Genomic DNA, 14,858 nt, shown 5'->3' on the forward strand with positions numbered 1-14,858 from the left:
AGCGCCTCGGCCAGCTTCACGTCCGACAAATCGTGCCAGACCGCCAGCAGCAGCGCCTTGAACAGGGCCAGCGGCGGCCAGGCCGGCTCGCCCTTGGTGGCGCAAGAGATAGCACCAAGCCGATGCTCGACTGGCCCCCAGTCGATCAAGCCCGCCAGTTCATCCAGAGCCGAGTTCCGGCCCGTCCGGTCCACACCAAATCCAAATGTTTTCTGGCCAATCCGACGGCGAGCCATGACGGATCTCTCAGTCACTGAACTGACCAAGAGAATCATCACTCAGCCACAACGTCCAGACGCACCCGCGCACAGGCCTCATTACTTCTGTTCAAGCTGGAGTGCATCTACCCTCATCCAGTACCAGATAGTGGCAAGCAGACCAGGCACGATCAGGAAGGCAAGTGCGATACCGTAGGCATGTGTCGCCTGGAACGCACCATCATCGGTCGCCCAGAAGTCGATGAGCCAGCCGACGACTGTCTGGATCACGAAGCTGCCGAGAATCACCATTACGTTGATGCCGGTTTGAACACGTCCTGCCAGATGTGAGGGAAAATTGGTCGTCAGGACGGCATAGGACAAGGACAACGGGTTCATGAGAAATCCGATCATCGTCCATAGCGGCAGGGCCATGGCGGTGTAGCCGGCAGCCAGAACCGTCAGGACTGCCAGATAGATGAACGCCAGAAGTCCCACTAGACGGGCGAGCGATAGGCCGAGGCGGCGACCGGCCGCTGCCATCGGGCCGCAGGCGACCGAGCCTGCCAGGAGCCCCAGAGCCATCACCGACATGTGGAACGCTACCGCCGGGCGTTCGAGACCAGCGACCTCGGCCAGCCAACGTGCCGTCCACAGACTCTGCAAGGCGAAGCCCGTGCCACAGGTGAGGACAGCCATCGGGACCACGCGCCAGAAGGTCCAACTACGATAGATCTCCTTCAGCCCGCGCAGCAGCTCCGAAGCTGATTCCGGTGAGCCCTGATGCGGGTGGCGGTTCGGCATCAGCACGAAGATGGCTGCAGCCCCGGCCAGAAAGCAAAGAGCCAGGCCGAAAAACAGCGCCCGCCACCCGACCCACGCATTGGCCCATTCTGCTGGGCTGCCGGCCAGGACGGCACCCACACCACCAAAGGCCATGAGCAGGCCATAGGCCATCGGCAACTGCCGGGCGGGCAGCCACAGCGCCATGGTGGCAAAGCCGGCCATCAGGCTCACCGCCACACCTGCACCCACCAGCGCACGCCCGACCATCAGCATCTCGGTGCTCATCGCCGTCGCGAACATCACAGCGCCGACTGCGGAGACCAGGAGGTTGCAGGCCTGGACCCTTCGTGCCCCGAACCGGTCGATCGCCATGCCCAGCGGGATCTGCATCACGCCGAAGGCCAGGAAATAGACCGACGTGAGCAAGCCCAGCTCCGAAGCGCTGAGGTCGAAATCCCGGATCAGATCCGGCGCGAGCGTCGCGTTCAGCGTACGCAGCAGGTAGGAGAGCATGTAGCCGAAGGCGAGCGGCAAGAAGATGCGGATCACCAGGAAGGCGTGGGACGGTCGCCCGACCGCCGTCTGCTCGATCATGTCCAGGCGCGATCAGCGCGGAACGGCGCCAGATCCACCGATGGCGCCTCCCCCTGTAGGAGCTGGGTAAGGAGCTTGCCGGTGATGGCCGAAAGGGCCAGGCCCAGATGTCCATGGCCAAAGGCCAGGAACAGGCCGGGTCGACCCGGGGCAGGCCCCACGACCGGCAGGGAGTCCGGCATCGAGGGGCGGAAGCCCATCCAGCTGCTGGGATTTCGCTCGTCGATGCCGGGCAGGAGCCGTCGGACCCGACGCAGCATCACCTCGACACGGCGCGGGTCCGGAGCACGCTCCAGTCCGCCCATCTCCACCGTGCCGGCAATGCGCAGGCCATGGCGCATCGGGGTCATGAAGAAGCCGCCCTCGCCGGAGCTGACCGGCATCGACAGGAGTCCCTCCGCACCCGGCAGCATGACGTGATAGCCGCGTTCCGTGTCGAGCGGGAGGCGCAGGCCCACCGTGTCGAGCAGCCGCTTCGACCATGCGCCGCAGGCGACGACCAGCGCGTCGCTTTGCGCGGCCGTGCCCTGTCCCTGCGCTTGCCACTGTCCGTCAACCTGTCCGATCCGCTCCACTGCAAAGCGCAGGGTTTGGCCGCCCAGCTTGGCGAAAAGGTCGTGCAGCCGCTGAGTCAACGTCAGGGGATCGACGACCTGATGCGGGTTGGGGCGTCGCACGCCGCCCGCTACTCGCGCCAGGGCCGGCACCAGCGCCGCGACCTCGGCTGGGCCCAGTTCCACCGCCTCACCGCCGAAGCGGCGGCGATATGCGGCGTCGCGGCGCCCATCGGCGAACGCCTGCTCGGTCTCGTACACAGTCAGCATGCCGGTCTTGCGGATCAGGTCGGCTGCATTCGCTTCCGCGAGCAGCGGGGCGAATGCAGCCTGGGCCTGAGCCGTCAGGGACGCCAGGTGCCGAGTGTTCTGTTCGAAGATCCGCTGCCGGCCCGCCCAGACAAACCGGACGAGCCAGGGCGCCAGTGCTGGCAGATAGCTCCAGCGGATGGCCAGCGGGCCTTCCGGATCAGCCAGGTAGCCCGGCACCTTGGTGACGATGCCGGGCGCGGCGATCGGCGCCACTACGTCGCCGGCGATGATCCCGGCATTGCCGAAGGAGCAGCCGCGGCCGGGCTCGTCCCGATCGATCAGGGTGACCTCTAGGCCAGCGCGCCGCAGCTGTAGGGCGATGCAGACGCCGACAATGCCGGCGCCTACCACCAGGACATGGCGAGGCAGTTTAGTCACGCGATTCACACCATGCTCGGCAGGAGGAGGACGATCTGCGGAAAGAGCGTGAAGACCAGGATCGCCGCCAGCATCAGCAGCCAGAACGGCATCGTCGCCTTCGCTGCCTGTATCAGACTGACCTCGCCGCGCGTGATCGCGACCAGCACGAACAGGTTCATGCCTACCGGTGGGGTGAGCATGCCGATCTCGATCAGGATGGTGACGATGACGCCCAACCACACTGCGTCGAAGCCGACCCCGGTCATGACCGGGAAGACCACCGGGACGGTCATCAGCAGCAAGGAGATGCCATCGAAGAAGCAGCCGAGGATCAGATAGATGACGATCACCAGCAGGAGGACGAGATAGGGCGAGACATCCAACTCGCTGATCATTCCCATCACCTGGCTCGGCAGGCCGAGCACGCTCATGCTCTGGGCCAGGATCAGGGCGCCGATCATCACGACGCCCAGCGTGGCGAACACGACCATGCCGTCCCTGAACGCGAGCACGAGCCCGCGCAGGGTGAGATCACCCCAGGTGAAGCCGATCACGATCGAGGCGACCACACCCAGGGCCGCGGCCTCCGTGGCCGTCGCAATGCCGAGATAGATCGTGCCGAGGACGGCGAAGACCAGGATCGCAACCGGCCAGATCTTCAGTAGGCCGAGCACGATCTGCCCAATAGGCATCCTGGCCGGATCGACCGGGGCGATCGAGGGGTCGCGCCTGGTGAGCAGACGGATCATCGCCATGAAGGCCAGCGCGATCAGTAGGCCTGGAATGACTCCTGCGGCGAACAGCTTGCCGATTGAGACACCCTGCGTCGCGCCATAGAGCAGCAGGGTCAGGCTCGGGGGAATGAGCAGGCCCAGCGTCCCGCCGGCGGCGAGCGTACCGACCACCGTGCTGGGCCGGTAGCCGCGCCGCTTGAGTTCCGGATACGCCACTGACCCGACCGCGGCGGCCGTCGAGGTGCTGGCGCCGCTCACCGCGCCGAACAGGGTGCAGACGGCGATGTTGGTGTGGAGCAGCCCGCCCGGGACGCCGCGGAACAGCGGGGCGGCGGCAATGTAGAGGCGCCGGCTGACCCCGCTGGCCAGCAGGATCTCGCCCATGAAGATGAACATCGGCACAGCGCTCAAGATGAAATCGTTGAACGTGTTCCAGACCGCCGTGATCGAGAGCGACATCGCGTCGCCGACCAAGAAATGCAGGATGGTCAAGCCGATCAGGCCGAGACCGATACCGACGGGCAGGCCGATCAGGCCAGTGAGTGCGAGACCGCAGATCAGGATCACCCAGATCATACGACCTCTCCCACACGGCGTTCGGCGTCCGTGCCGAGCTGGATCGAGCGGCTAGCCAGGATCCATTTGCCTACGATGATCAGCGCCGTCAGGAAGGACGATATCGGCATGAGCGCCGTCCACGGCGCCACCGGCAGGCGGGCAACATCGGAGCGCGCGTCGATCAGCAGGGAGAAGCTGGTGAATTCGTAGCTCAGAAAGCCGAAGATCAGGAAGAATCCGATGCAGCCGAGATTGGCCAAGCCATTGGCGATCCCGCGCGCCCGCTCCGACAGGTGATCGGCGATGAGGGTCACCCGGATGCTGAGATCCATCGCGAACGTGTAGGGGATGGTCAGGAAGACGCAGGCCGAGAACAGCAGCGCCACCAGCTCATCGCTGAAGTGAAGTGGTGAACTCAGAATATAGCGCATGAACACGGCGCTGAAGACGAGCAGCGACATGACAAGCCCGAGCATCGCCGAGACGAACAAGGCGATGCGGACAAGCCAAGTCAGGCCTCCGGCAAGCTTGAGCATTGAGACATCCTTCAACGGGAACCGGGCGACGTGTTGGCGGGAAGAGGCGATGGCCGCCGCTTCCCGCCAGGATGGTCAGTCCTGCAGCGCCTGGAGCAGGGTTTCCCGATTGGTCGCCATGTCGCCGCCCTTCTGGGTGGCATCCCGTTCCCAGATCGAGAGGGCAGCTTGGTAGAAGGCCTCCCGGTCCTCAGCCGGGAACGGCTCGAGCTGCTTGCCGCCGGCCGCATTAAACTTGTCGCCCTGTGCCTTGTCGTAGTCGCCGCGCAGGAAGTTCGCGATCAGCTCCTTGGCCAGCTTGTCCGATTCCTCGGTGATGATCGTCTGCACGTCGGCCGGAAGCTTATCCCAGGCGGACTGGGAGACGATGAAGACGAGCGTCGCCGCGTAGTTGGCGATGTTGGACCAGTAAGGGGTGACCTCCTGCAACGACAGGGTGTTGGCCGGCCCGGGATAGTAGGTCGCGCAATCGACCACACCTGTCTGCAGAGCCATGTACATGTCGTTCTGTGGGATGACGGTGGCGGAGACCCCCACCTCCGCGAATGCGTCCACCAGGAACGCTCCCCACACACGCAGCTTCTTGGTGCGGAGTTCCTCCAGCGTGTTGACCGGCATCTTGCAGAAGACGTCCATGGTCCGGTCGGGTGGCAGCAGGATGTTGAGGACCTTGATGCCGAACTTCTCGAATTCCTTCGCGTAGACCTGTTCCAGGGTCGGTCGGATCGTCGCGAAATCCTCCATCGTCTGAAGGACACCCTCTGGCAGCGCGTAGGCCAGTTCCGGCGAATCGCGGGCGACGTAATTGGTCGAGATCATGGTTGCCTGGATGACGTTGCCGGGTGGCAGGATTCGGAGCATGTCCGGATCCTTGATGCCGAGCGATCCGCCCGGGAAGACCGTCATCTGGAACTTGTCGCCGGTGCGAGCATTGATCCGCTCGGCCAGGGTGGTGACCGCCTGTGCTTCCTGGCGGGTCGGCACCCAGACCAGGTGCGTGCGCCACTCGATGTCCGCTGCGGAGACCGGGGCGACATCACCCATGGCGGCCAGCGCGCCGAGTACCCCGAGCAAGGCGGCACTCAACCTGTTCATCATCTTCATGTTTCCCTCCTCCCCTGAAAAATTCGCCAGCACAGCCTCAGGCTGCGGTGCGGGTGACCTTACCGTCCTCGATATCGGCCTGAAGACGTTCAGGATGGCGCGCAGCCGGATCACCATAGCCGCCTCCGCCTGCCGTGCGGATATGCAGCCGGTCGCCCGCCATGAGGCGCGCCACCTGCTTGGACGGGATGACTTGGATCTCCCCGTCCTTGCGCAGGATCTCTGCAGTGGCAGGCTGGCCGGCCTGTCCACCGGCCGCTCCGGCGGCCGGGCAGAAATGGCGCTCGCCGCGATAGGTGATGGTCACTTCGCCATCGAGAATTTCGTATTCCAGGGCAGCGCCAAGCCCGCCGCGCCATTGGCCGGCCCCGCCCGAATCCGGCATGAACGAGGCACGGTGCACGCGGATGGGCGCTTCCAGCTCGAGGGCCTCTGCTGGGATGTTCATGCAGTTGGTGACATCCGTCTCGATGACATCGACCCCGTCGCCACGGGCGCTAGCGCCGTTGCCACCGATCAGGATCTGCGAGGTGACGAACCGCTGACCTTGGCTGGTCTTGCCGCCGAAATGGAGGATGACCTCCTCGTTCGCTGTGTCGGCCGGTACCCTGTCCGGAGCCGCCTGACGCAGGGCGCCGAGTAACGCGCTGGATACCCGCTTGATCGTTGCCGCACGGCAACCGACCGGTGCCGGCTCCAGCGGATTGACGATACTGCCTTCGGGCAGGTTCAGCTTGAGTGGCCGGAAGCAGCCGCCATTGTTCGGGATGGTCTGGGTCGGATCGGTCACCGCGCGCAGGGCGAAGCTGGCGGCGGCGAGCGAGCCCGAAGGCATGCAGTTGAAGGGACCGCGCACCTGGGGGCTGGTGCCTGTGAAATCCACCTCCATTGCACTGTCGGTAATGGTGACCTTCACCCTGATCGGGATGCGGCGGTCGACGTCCACCCCGTCATTGTCGAGCCAGTCCTCATAGCTGTAGGTGCCGTGCGGCAGCTGTTTCAGTGCCTCCACCGTCATCCGCTCCGACCGGTCCAGCAACTCGTTGAACACGCGGGTCACGAACTCGCCGCCATAGACCTGCGCCAACTCGGTCAGGCGCCTAGCACCGATCGAGCAGGCCGAGATCTCCGCCATCAGGTCCCCGGTCACGATATCGGGGATCCGCACGTTCTGCCGGAGGATCGCCATGAAGGTCTCGTTGATCGGCCCATAGCCCTCACGAAGCTTGATGAGCGGCAGCCGCAAGCCTTCCTGGAAGATGTCGGTGGCGTTGGTGGGCGTGGAGCCCGGCGCCATGCCGCCCAGGTCCTGGTGATGCGTCATCGCGGTGCAGATTGCGATCGGCCTGCCCTTGTAGAACACCGGCATCATGATCGCGATGTCGGGGATGTGGGTCCCGCCGAGATAGGGGTCGTTCATTACATAGACGTCGCCCTCCTGCATCGCCGAGATCGGCTGCTTCTCCAGCAGGTGCTGCACCATCGGGATGAGCGCGCTCAAGTGGATCGGGATGGCGAGCGCCTGGGCCAGCGTCTCGCCTTCGATGGTGAACATGCTGGCCGAAGCGTCGAGTCCTTCCTTGACGATCGCGGAGAAGGCACTCCGTACCAGCGTCAGTTGCATCTCGTTGGCGATGCCGTCGAGCTTGTTGCGGATCACCTCGATTGCGACCGGATCGATCGTTTCTGCCTGCAAGGCCATGGTCATCGTTTCATTCCTGCTGCTCGATTCGTCGTTCTGGCGGTCAGTGGCTGGGGGCGGTCGCAGTGAGGACGAGGTTGCCGTCTGGTACCACTTCGCCAGACCAGCCAGGCTCCACGACCGTGGTGGTGTCCGCCTGCTCGACGATCGCCGGACCGCTGAAGGTCATGCCGACCGGCATCCGGGTCCGCTCGTAGATCCTGGCCTCCACACCTTGCGGTGCTGCAGCCACCCTGATCGTCCGGCTGCCCTTCAAGGCCTCGCCAGACTCCGGCTGATAGGCTCCCTCGCCCAGGCTGTCCGAGCCACGGGCCGAATGTATCGTCCGCAGGTTCACGAGATTGGCCGGAGCCTGGTAGGCATAACCGTAGACGCGGTCGTGTGCGGCCAGGAAGCCCTGGTAGAGCGCGTCCAGAACATCGTCGGCCTCGAAGTCGAGCGGCACTTCCAGGTAGTAGGACTGACCCTGGTAGCACATGTCCGCGGCATAGGTGACCCGCACGGATGCCGGATCGACATTCTCGTGCGCCATCAGCTCGCCGCAGCGTCGGTCCAGCTCAGCCAGGGCATCCTCGAGCTCGCCCAGGCCGACCTCGCCGAGCTTGCGCGGGAACGCCGCAGCGACCTCGTGCTCGATCGGCGCGGCGAGCAGACCCGCGGCGGCCAGCACGCCCGGCCGGCGCGGGATGACGACCCGCTGGATCTTCAACTCCTCCGCCAGTGCCGTGGCGTGGATGGGACCCGCACCGCCCAGGGCAACCAGGCTGAACTGGCGAGGATCCAGGCCTTGGCGGATCGAAACCAGCCGGATGCCTTCCACCATCTGCGCATTGACCACACGGTGAATGCCCAGCGCCGCTTCTTCTAGCCCCATCTTCAAAGGCCCGGCGATCTTCTCCAGAATCGCGGCTTTAGACTTCTCGACATCCAGCGAAACGGTGCCGGCCGCGAAATAGTCGGGGTTTAGATAGCCCAGCACGAGCGAGGCGTCGGTGACGGTCGGATCCTCGCCGCCCTTGCCATAGGCGGCCGGTCCGGGATCGGAGCCAGCCGATTCCGGGCCGACCCTGAGGCCGCCGCCCGCATCGATCCAGGCGATGCTGCCGCCGCCCGAGCCGATCGCGTTCACGTCGACCATCGGCACCCGGATGGTGAAGCCGTCCACCCGGCCTTCTGGCCGGATCACGGGCTTGCCGCCGCTCACCAGGGCGATGTCGCAGCTGGTGCCGCCGATATCGACGGTGATGACATCCTTCGCCCCGGTCATTCCGCCGACGATGGTCCCACCGATCGCACCGGCAGCCGGCCCGGACATGAACAGGCGCACCGGGCGCTTCCGGGCAACGGCCGAGACCGACAGTCCACCACGCGACTGCATGACCTGCAGAGGCGAGGTGATGCCGGCCTTGTCCAGTCCATCCTCGATCTGCGCCATGTAGCGGTCGATCACCGGCTTCATGTAGGCGTCGAAGGCGGTTACCACGGTACGTTCGTATTCGCGAAAGGCCGGGTCGACCTCGCTAGAGATCGAGATCAGCACATCCGGAAACTCCTCGGTGATGATCTCGCGAGTGCGCTGTTCGTGAGCCGGATTCTGGAAGGAGAAGAGATAGCAGACTGCGATCGCCTGGCAGCCATCGGCAACCAGTTCCCGGACTGCCTGGCGCACGGATTCCTCGTCCAGAGGCGTGATCACCTCACCCTGCGCGCTGATCCGCTCGATGATCTCCTTGCGAAATTTGCCACGTGCCAGGAAGCCCGGGGTCTCCGGGTCCAGGATGATCCCATACAGCGTCTGGCGAAGCTGCCGGCCGATTTCCAGCACGTCCTTGAACCCGGCCGTGGTCAACAGGCCCAGCCGCGCACCCTTGCGCTCCAGCACCGCGTTGGTCGCGATCGTGGTGCCGTGCAGGAAATGTCCGACATCAGACGGCGAGATATTCCAGTTCTCGACCATGTAGCGCACGGCGTTCATCACCGCGGCACTTGGATCCTTGCGCGTGCTCATGATCTTGGTGGTGAGCATCGGCTCGCCCACCCGGCGGCACACCACGTCGGTGAAGGTGCCGCCGATGTCGATTCCGATGTCGAGAAGCTGGGTCATTGGCATTGCCTGTAGTCGGAAGTCGTTTTCAGGTGGTTGGGGCAGGCGAACGTCGATCATGCGCGTGCAAGCTCACGCCGATCGAGATGGCCATAGAGCCAGGTCATCAGCTGCATGACCGGGATGCGGAGCCGCCGTGCCGGCCAGGGTAAGAAACGTCGCTCGTCCATGACGCCAGCCTCGATCGGCTGATCCAGCGCCAGCTTGGCGGCGAAGAGGCCCAGAAGCTGGGCCAGGACCACGCCACGGCCCGAATAGCCCATGGCGTAGGAGACGCGCCGGCCGATGCGGCCGACATGAGGAAAGCCATCCCGGCTGACCCCGACCAGACCCGACCAACGAAAGGCGATCGGCGTGCCTGCAGCTTGCGGAAAGGTGCATGCCAGCGCCTGTTCCAGAGGCAGGTAGCTGTCGGGTTCGTGGGCTCGCCGCCCGGTGATGTCGGCACGGCCAGCGAAGAGCAGCCGGTCGCCCGGCAGCATACGGAAGGCGTGCAGGAGACGCCGCGTGTCTGAAGCCACCTGCCCGTCGGGCAGGATGGTGCGGGCGACACTGGTGCTCAGAGGCTCGGTGACGACCATCGAGGCCGAGACTGGCACCAGCTGACGGGTCATGTCGGGCTCGACCAGAGCCGGTGGCGTGTAGGCGTTGGTCGCCAGGATGACATGCCGGGCCCGGACGAGGCCGTTGCGCGTGGTGAGGGAAACAGCATCGTCCGTCTCTTCGAGCGTCATCACCCGAGAGCGGGTAAACATCCGCACGCCCCGATCAAGCAGGCCATGCGCCAGCGCCCGGCAATATTCCACCGGCTGCAATCCGCCGCCGCGTGAATCGAACCAGGCGCCGGCATACCCACTGGTCCCACCGACTCGGGCGAACTGCTCAGCGTCTAGCAGGGTGGGCGCATCATCGCCGACTTCCGACGCCAGCCACTTTGCATCGTCCTGCAACTCCTTGAGCGGAGCGCGATGATGGGCGGGGATCAGCTGGCCCCGCTGGTCGAAACAATCGCTCGCGTCGTAACGCTCGAGCAGTTCGTGCAGACGGGCATGGGCGTGACACATGAGCGCGTGCAGCCGGCGGGCCTGATCCGGCCCATAGGTGCGGGCAAGTGCCGCCCAACCAAGCTTGTAGCGGGTGCCGACCATACCGGCGGTCCGGCCGCTGGCACCTTCCGCCACGTCGCCTGCCTCGAGGACCACGATTTCCCGATCTTTACTGATCAGGTGATCGGCCGCGGACAGGCCGGTGAATCCAGCCCCGATGATGGCAACATCGCACGTAATGTCGCCGGACAAGTGAGTCGCCGAAACCGGTGAGCGCCGCGCACTGACGTTCCAATAGGGGAGGCCGGTAGGGGGGCGCAGCATGGTGGAACTCATGCGCTGCCCCACGCTGCACGGGGCATGGCAGCGACCGATGCAGCCAGGGAGGAGGGCCTGGAGCACTGCTTGGCCATGTTCAGCGGAACCAGCTGGGCAGCTCGAAGCGGCCCTCTGCATGAGGCACAGGGAAGACCAGCTGCTTCACGCCGCTGGCCCCCTTGATCTGATAAGTCTGGCAGAGTGGTCTGGGCGAGTGATCCGTGACCGTCGGCGGACAGGGAACCATGGACTGCGAAATGGGGTGATAGCGCATGGTCCCGTTCATGCTGCGGTAGGCGAATCTCTTCAGGTTCGCAGCAATCTTGCGGTTCTGCGTGAAGTTGTGAGGACCGCCGGTGCCGCCGGCGAGTGCGGCTGCGATGGCATAGTGATACATTTCGCTATAGGTGAAGGAGGCCGGGTCGCGGCTGGCATGCGGCCCTATCCGTTCGCGCAGCCGCTGGACGAATGGAGTGTCCATCGCCCCCGTCGGCGTCCCAATCATCGTCGAGCAAAGCACACCGATACCGGCCTCCTGAGCAATGTCGGCATATGACTGCAGCAGACCGCCGAACTGGATGTAAATCAGGCTGTTGGTGGGCCTCTCAACGAATTGTCTCTGGAAATGAGCGAGATCGTGGACAAAGAAATGCGTATTGGCGATGACCGCTGGATCTATTGAGCGGATTTTGTCGAGAACTGGTTGCCACTCGACGGTCGGTACCGGAACGACTTCCTCAAAGGCGATCTCAAACCCGTACTTCGGCGCCTGCTCTTTGATTTGCTGGGCGACGATCCCGCTGTAAGGAATCGAGCCGACGACCAGGGCGATCTTGTTGTTGGTTGGCTTCCAACTGCCAGCCGATCGAAACTGGTCAAGCATGAGGGGCAAGTTGGCATCATACCAAAGCCCAGCCTCATGAACGATGAAACAGCCGAAATAGCGCTTTGGATCACTTGGAAGCGATTGCTGATGTAACGCAGGAGTATTGACCTGCACGTAGATGATGCCGGCGTCGGCTGCGGCCTCATGGGCGAAGTTGCTGGAGCGGCTGTCGCAGCAAATCAGCGCGTGGACGCCATCATGTTCGATCAACCGGCCGACGGCGGAGGCCAACTCGTCGCTGCCGATTTCAAGAGAGTCGATGAACACCGGTTGTAGCGGTTGGCCGAGAATGCCGCCGATGGCGTTTATCTCATCAATCGCCATCTCCAATCCGTACTTGCCGCCTATGCCTTCCGCATTGGATCCACCACCTAGCGGGAGCATCGAGCCGATCTTGATGACCTCGCCCTCGGCACCGACGCCCTGATTCATGTCGGCGAGAAGTTGTGCGCCCAGCACCATTTCGCCTGCAGCAAGCTCTGCGCCGCCATTGGCAGGTGCCGCGCTCGCTTCCCCTGCGTCACGATCGTACTTTGCAACTCCGGCATGCTGCATCGTCTGCTGCCGCCTGACCGCCAGCCATTGCGGCAAGTTCCCCCTCCCCGTCGTCTCATCTTGGTTCCTACCGCGCATGGGCGAGGAACGGCTGCTGAACTGGTGGGTCCGGCCTGTCGCCGGATGCCTACCTGCCAACCTGGGACAGACGGTAGAGGATCTTCTCAGGGCCTGACGATTAGCATTTGATGCGACCAGAACTAGCCGGCATGCATAAGTCCCTGCGGGGCCGGAGGACCTGTGGGAGGCTGGCGCAACTTTTGCAAAGTATGGTGGTAGCCAGCTTGTACACCTCGCCATGCTGAATAGAGGCACAGACCCGGCGTATGGCGAAGGTTCGATCGTATGTGGACCTCAGCAACAGGGAGGCGAGCGTCTTGGAGATCGGACAGCTCATCACACTTGTACACGTCGCCGAGCTCGGCAGCCTCAACAAGGCATCAGAACGGCTCCATATCGTGCAGCCCGCACTCAGTCGCCAGATCCGACTCCTGGAACGTGAATTGGGCGTCCAGCTGTTTGAGCGGCACGGCCGAGGAATGGTCCCAACTGGCGCCGGCACGCAGGTGGTCGCACGAGCGGTCCGGATCATGCAGGAGATCGGTCAGATTCGGGCCGACATGGCTCGTGAGCGGACGGCTTTGTCCGGCGAGGTGGTGATTGGCCTCTCGCCCAATGTCGCTGAGTTACTCATTGTACCCCTGGCACGCAGGCTCGCCAGCCAGCATCCCTCGGTGAAGTTGAAGTTCGCGACCGCCTATGCCGGCTCGATCCAGGAATGGCTGCAGACCGGGGACGTGGATCTGGCAGTGATTTACGAGCAGAACAAGGTCACGACGATCAAGTATCAACCCCTGCTGAGGGAACCGGTATCTGTTATTATGTCGCCGGTGCTTCTTCCTCCTGGAACAAACTCGATCAGCTTCCGAACTCTCTCTAATTGGCCGCTCATCCTGCCGAGTGAGCGGCACAGCTTGCGTGGCATCATCGAGCGTATTGCTTCGGAACATGGTGTGGAGTTGCAGACCCGCTACGAGGTGGACGACTTCAATGCAGTGCGTGATCTCGTCTCGGCGGGTCTGGGGGTCGCACTGTTGCCAGCTGCGGGCTTCGACCTGGAAGCTGGAACGTTGACCGCCTTACCGCTGCATGATCCAACGATCATCCGCCTCGTAGCACTCGCTAGCTCGATAATGCGCCCGTTGACCGCCACGGGAGCCGCTGTCGCGCAGGCGGTCGTCGACGAGGTTCGGACTTTGGTGGCCGACGGAGTGTGGGCAGCGGAACTGATGCTGGAATGACCTAAGCGACGCTGCTGCCCTTCCTGTAAGGTGAACGTCAAACCATTCGCGCTGCTCAAGGTGGACGCCCTTTGGTCCACGTGCTCCAAGCCGACCGCCAAGGCTTGGCGTTGCGCCAGTCGCTGAATGACGCGGATTCAAGGTGAGCCAGAGGCTCGACGACTATGCATGGTGCGCTTGCGCAACCGTCCTCTGATTGCAGAGGCCCCCTTATGGGGCAGCGACAACCCTCAGCACCGCGACAGATTGGAAGCCCCCGGTGTGCTATGCATGAACCCGGGAGGCACGTGTTCTCCAACGCTATGAAACAAGGCGGCCGGACATAGTAGTTCCTCCTGGAGGGCCGGACCCCAAGCAGGGTCGACGGCATCGCCAGCCACAGAAACACTTACGCAACTGATGTAGACAGCTGGCCGTTTTGGCGCGGCGGCATCTGTCATGGCAGCGGTAGGAAACAACTCGAGGCGATGCGGGTAGCATGCCGGTGCTTCGACACCGTGCCCACCATGGCAATGAGCGCATGCGAGCGCGCCAACACCATGGCGAGGTCTTGCTCACCATGTGCTCACCAGCAGTTCCTGCCTGGTGAGCAAAAGAGCCTTAACTCTTTGATTTCCCTGGTCGGGGTGGTCAGATTTGAACTGACGACCCTCTGCTCCCAAAGCAGATGCGCTACCAGGCTGCGCCACACCCCGCCGCGTGGTTTCATAAGGGATGACGGGGGTTTCGGCAATGCGGCGCCGATGGCATGATGAAAATCGAAGGACGACTGAAAATTCTGCCGATGTTCGATTCCAGGGTGCAAGATCCCGCTTCAGAACCCCTTCGCGAGCCGTCGGATGAACACCATGCTGGCGGTGAGGACGAAGAAGGCGAGGCTTGAAGATGGGGTGACTTCGTGATCGCGTGCCAGCCTGTAGCAGCGGCCGAGCCAGCCGAAGGCGCGCTCGATGATCCACCTGCGCGGCTAGACCACGAAGCCCTTCTGGTCCTGAACGACGCCGACGATGGTGAGGTTCACTAGAACCGCTGCTGCGACACGTTCACCGGTATAGGCGCGGCCGGTCGGCCTAGAAACGGTCTTTGAAATGGGTAGCGGTTTGCGGAGGGGATTCGTGTAGCGCCAGGCGATCCATGATCGCCGGAGCTGCTGCCATGTCTGAGCACCGTCGTCTGTACCCGACGGACCTGTCGGACCGGGAGTGGGCGCT

At 63.7% G+C, this 14,858-nt stretch carries 13 protein-coding genes and 1 tRNA gene; 1 reads left to right on the plus strand and 13 read right to left on the minus strand.

Going from position 1 to position 14,858, the window contains the following annotated elements; translation table 11 throughout:
• The 10 genes from VNS22_RS00005 to VNS22_RS00050 all read right to left on the minus strand — a co-directional run.
• Positions 1-236, minus strand: a 236-nt coding sequence (locus tag VNS22_RS00005; protein ID WP_325728506.1) for a transposase, incomplete at its 3' end; no start/stop codon positions are given.
• An 81-nt stretch (positions 237-317) separates the two neighbouring features.
• Positions 318-1,577, minus strand: coding sequence for an MFS transporter (locus VNS22_RS00010; protein WP_325728507.1), 1,260 nt, complete (start codon positions 1,575-1,577; stop codon positions 318-320).
• Positions 1,574-2,830, minus strand: coding sequence for an NAD(P)/FAD-dependent oxidoreductase (locus VNS22_RS00015; protein WP_325728508.1), 1,257 nt, complete (start codon positions 2,828-2,830; stop codon positions 1,574-1,576). Before VNS22_RS00015 ends, VNS22_RS00010 begins: the two co-directional genes overlap by 4 nt.
• Positions 2,827-4,113 carry a TRAP transporter large permease gene (locus VNS22_RS00020; protein WP_325728509.1) on the minus strand — a complete coding sequence of 429 codons (1,287 nt, stop codon included), beginning with the start codon at positions 4,111-4,113 and terminating at the stop codon, positions 2,827-2,829. Before VNS22_RS00020 ends, VNS22_RS00015 begins: the two co-directional genes overlap by 4 nt.
• Entirely contained in the window at positions 4,110-4,631 is a 522-nt protein-coding gene (locus VNS22_RS00025) for a TRAP transporter small permease (protein WP_325728510.1), read from the minus strand. Before VNS22_RS00025 ends, VNS22_RS00020 begins: the two co-directional genes overlap by 4 nt.
• Positions 4,632-4,706: 75 nt before the next feature.
• A complete protein-coding gene (dctP, locus tag VNS22_RS00030) occupies positions 4,707-5,852 on the minus strand; it encodes a TRAP transporter substrate-binding protein DctP (RefSeq protein WP_325728511.1) in 1,146 nt (381 codons plus the stop codon).
• Complete coding sequence (locus VNS22_RS00035) at positions 5,773-7,443, minus strand: hydantoinase B/oxoprolinase family protein (RefSeq protein WP_325728512.1); 1,671 nt, start codon at positions 7,441-7,443, stop codon at positions 5,773-5,775. The genes dctP and VNS22_RS00035 overlap by 80 nt, the downstream gene beginning before the upstream one ends.
• A gap of 37 nt (positions 7,444-7,480) precedes the next feature.
• Entirely contained in the window at positions 7,481-9,541 is a 2,061-nt protein-coding gene (locus VNS22_RS00040) for a hydantoinase/oxoprolinase family protein (protein ID WP_325728513.1), read from the minus strand.
• Between the two features lie 56 nt (positions 9,542-9,597).
• Positions 9,598-10,839, minus strand: coding sequence for an FAD-binding oxidoreductase (locus VNS22_RS00045; RefSeq protein WP_325728514.1), 1,242 nt, complete (start codon positions 10,837-10,839; stop codon positions 9,598-9,600).
• Between the two features lie 163 nt (positions 10,840-11,002).
• The gene (locus tag VNS22_RS00050; RefSeq protein WP_325728515.1) at positions 11,003-12,382 is read right to left on the minus strand and encodes an ABC transporter substrate-binding protein; all 1,380 of its coding nucleotides are present in this window, start codon (positions 12,380-12,382) and stop codon (positions 11,003-11,005) included.
• A gap of 341 nt (positions 12,383-12,723) precedes the next feature.
• On the opposite strand from VNS22_RS00050, the gene VNS22_RS00055 reads away from it, so the two are divergent.
• Positions 12,724-13,647, plus strand: coding sequence for a LysR family transcriptional regulator (locus VNS22_RS00055; RefSeq protein WP_325728516.1), 924 nt, complete (start codon positions 12,724-12,726; stop codon positions 13,645-13,647).
• Between the two features lie 618 nt (positions 13,648-14,265).
• On the opposite strand, the gene VNS22_RS00060 is transcribed toward VNS22_RS00055, so the two are convergent.
• The 3 genes from VNS22_RS00060 to VNS22_RS00070 all read right to left on the minus strand — a co-directional run.
• Positions 14,266-14,342: transfer RNA gene (locus VNS22_RS00060), tRNA-Pro, on the minus strand.
• Between the two features lie 119 nt (positions 14,343-14,461).
• Positions 14,462-14,602 carry a hypothetical protein gene (locus VNS22_RS00065; protein WP_414653280.1) on the minus strand — a complete coding sequence of 47 codons (141 nt, stop codon included), beginning with the start codon at positions 14,600-14,602 and terminating at the stop codon, positions 14,462-14,464.
• Positions 14,603-14,614: 12 nt separating this feature from the next.
• A partial coding sequence (locus VNS22_RS00070) for a hypothetical protein (RefSeq protein ID WP_325728517.1) occupies positions 14,615-14,858 on the minus strand: 244 nt, incomplete at its 5' end.

Source organism: Geminicoccus sp., assembly GCF_035556675.1.
GTDB lineage: Bacteria > Pseudomonadota > Alphaproteobacteria > Geminicoccales > Geminicoccaceae > Geminicoccus.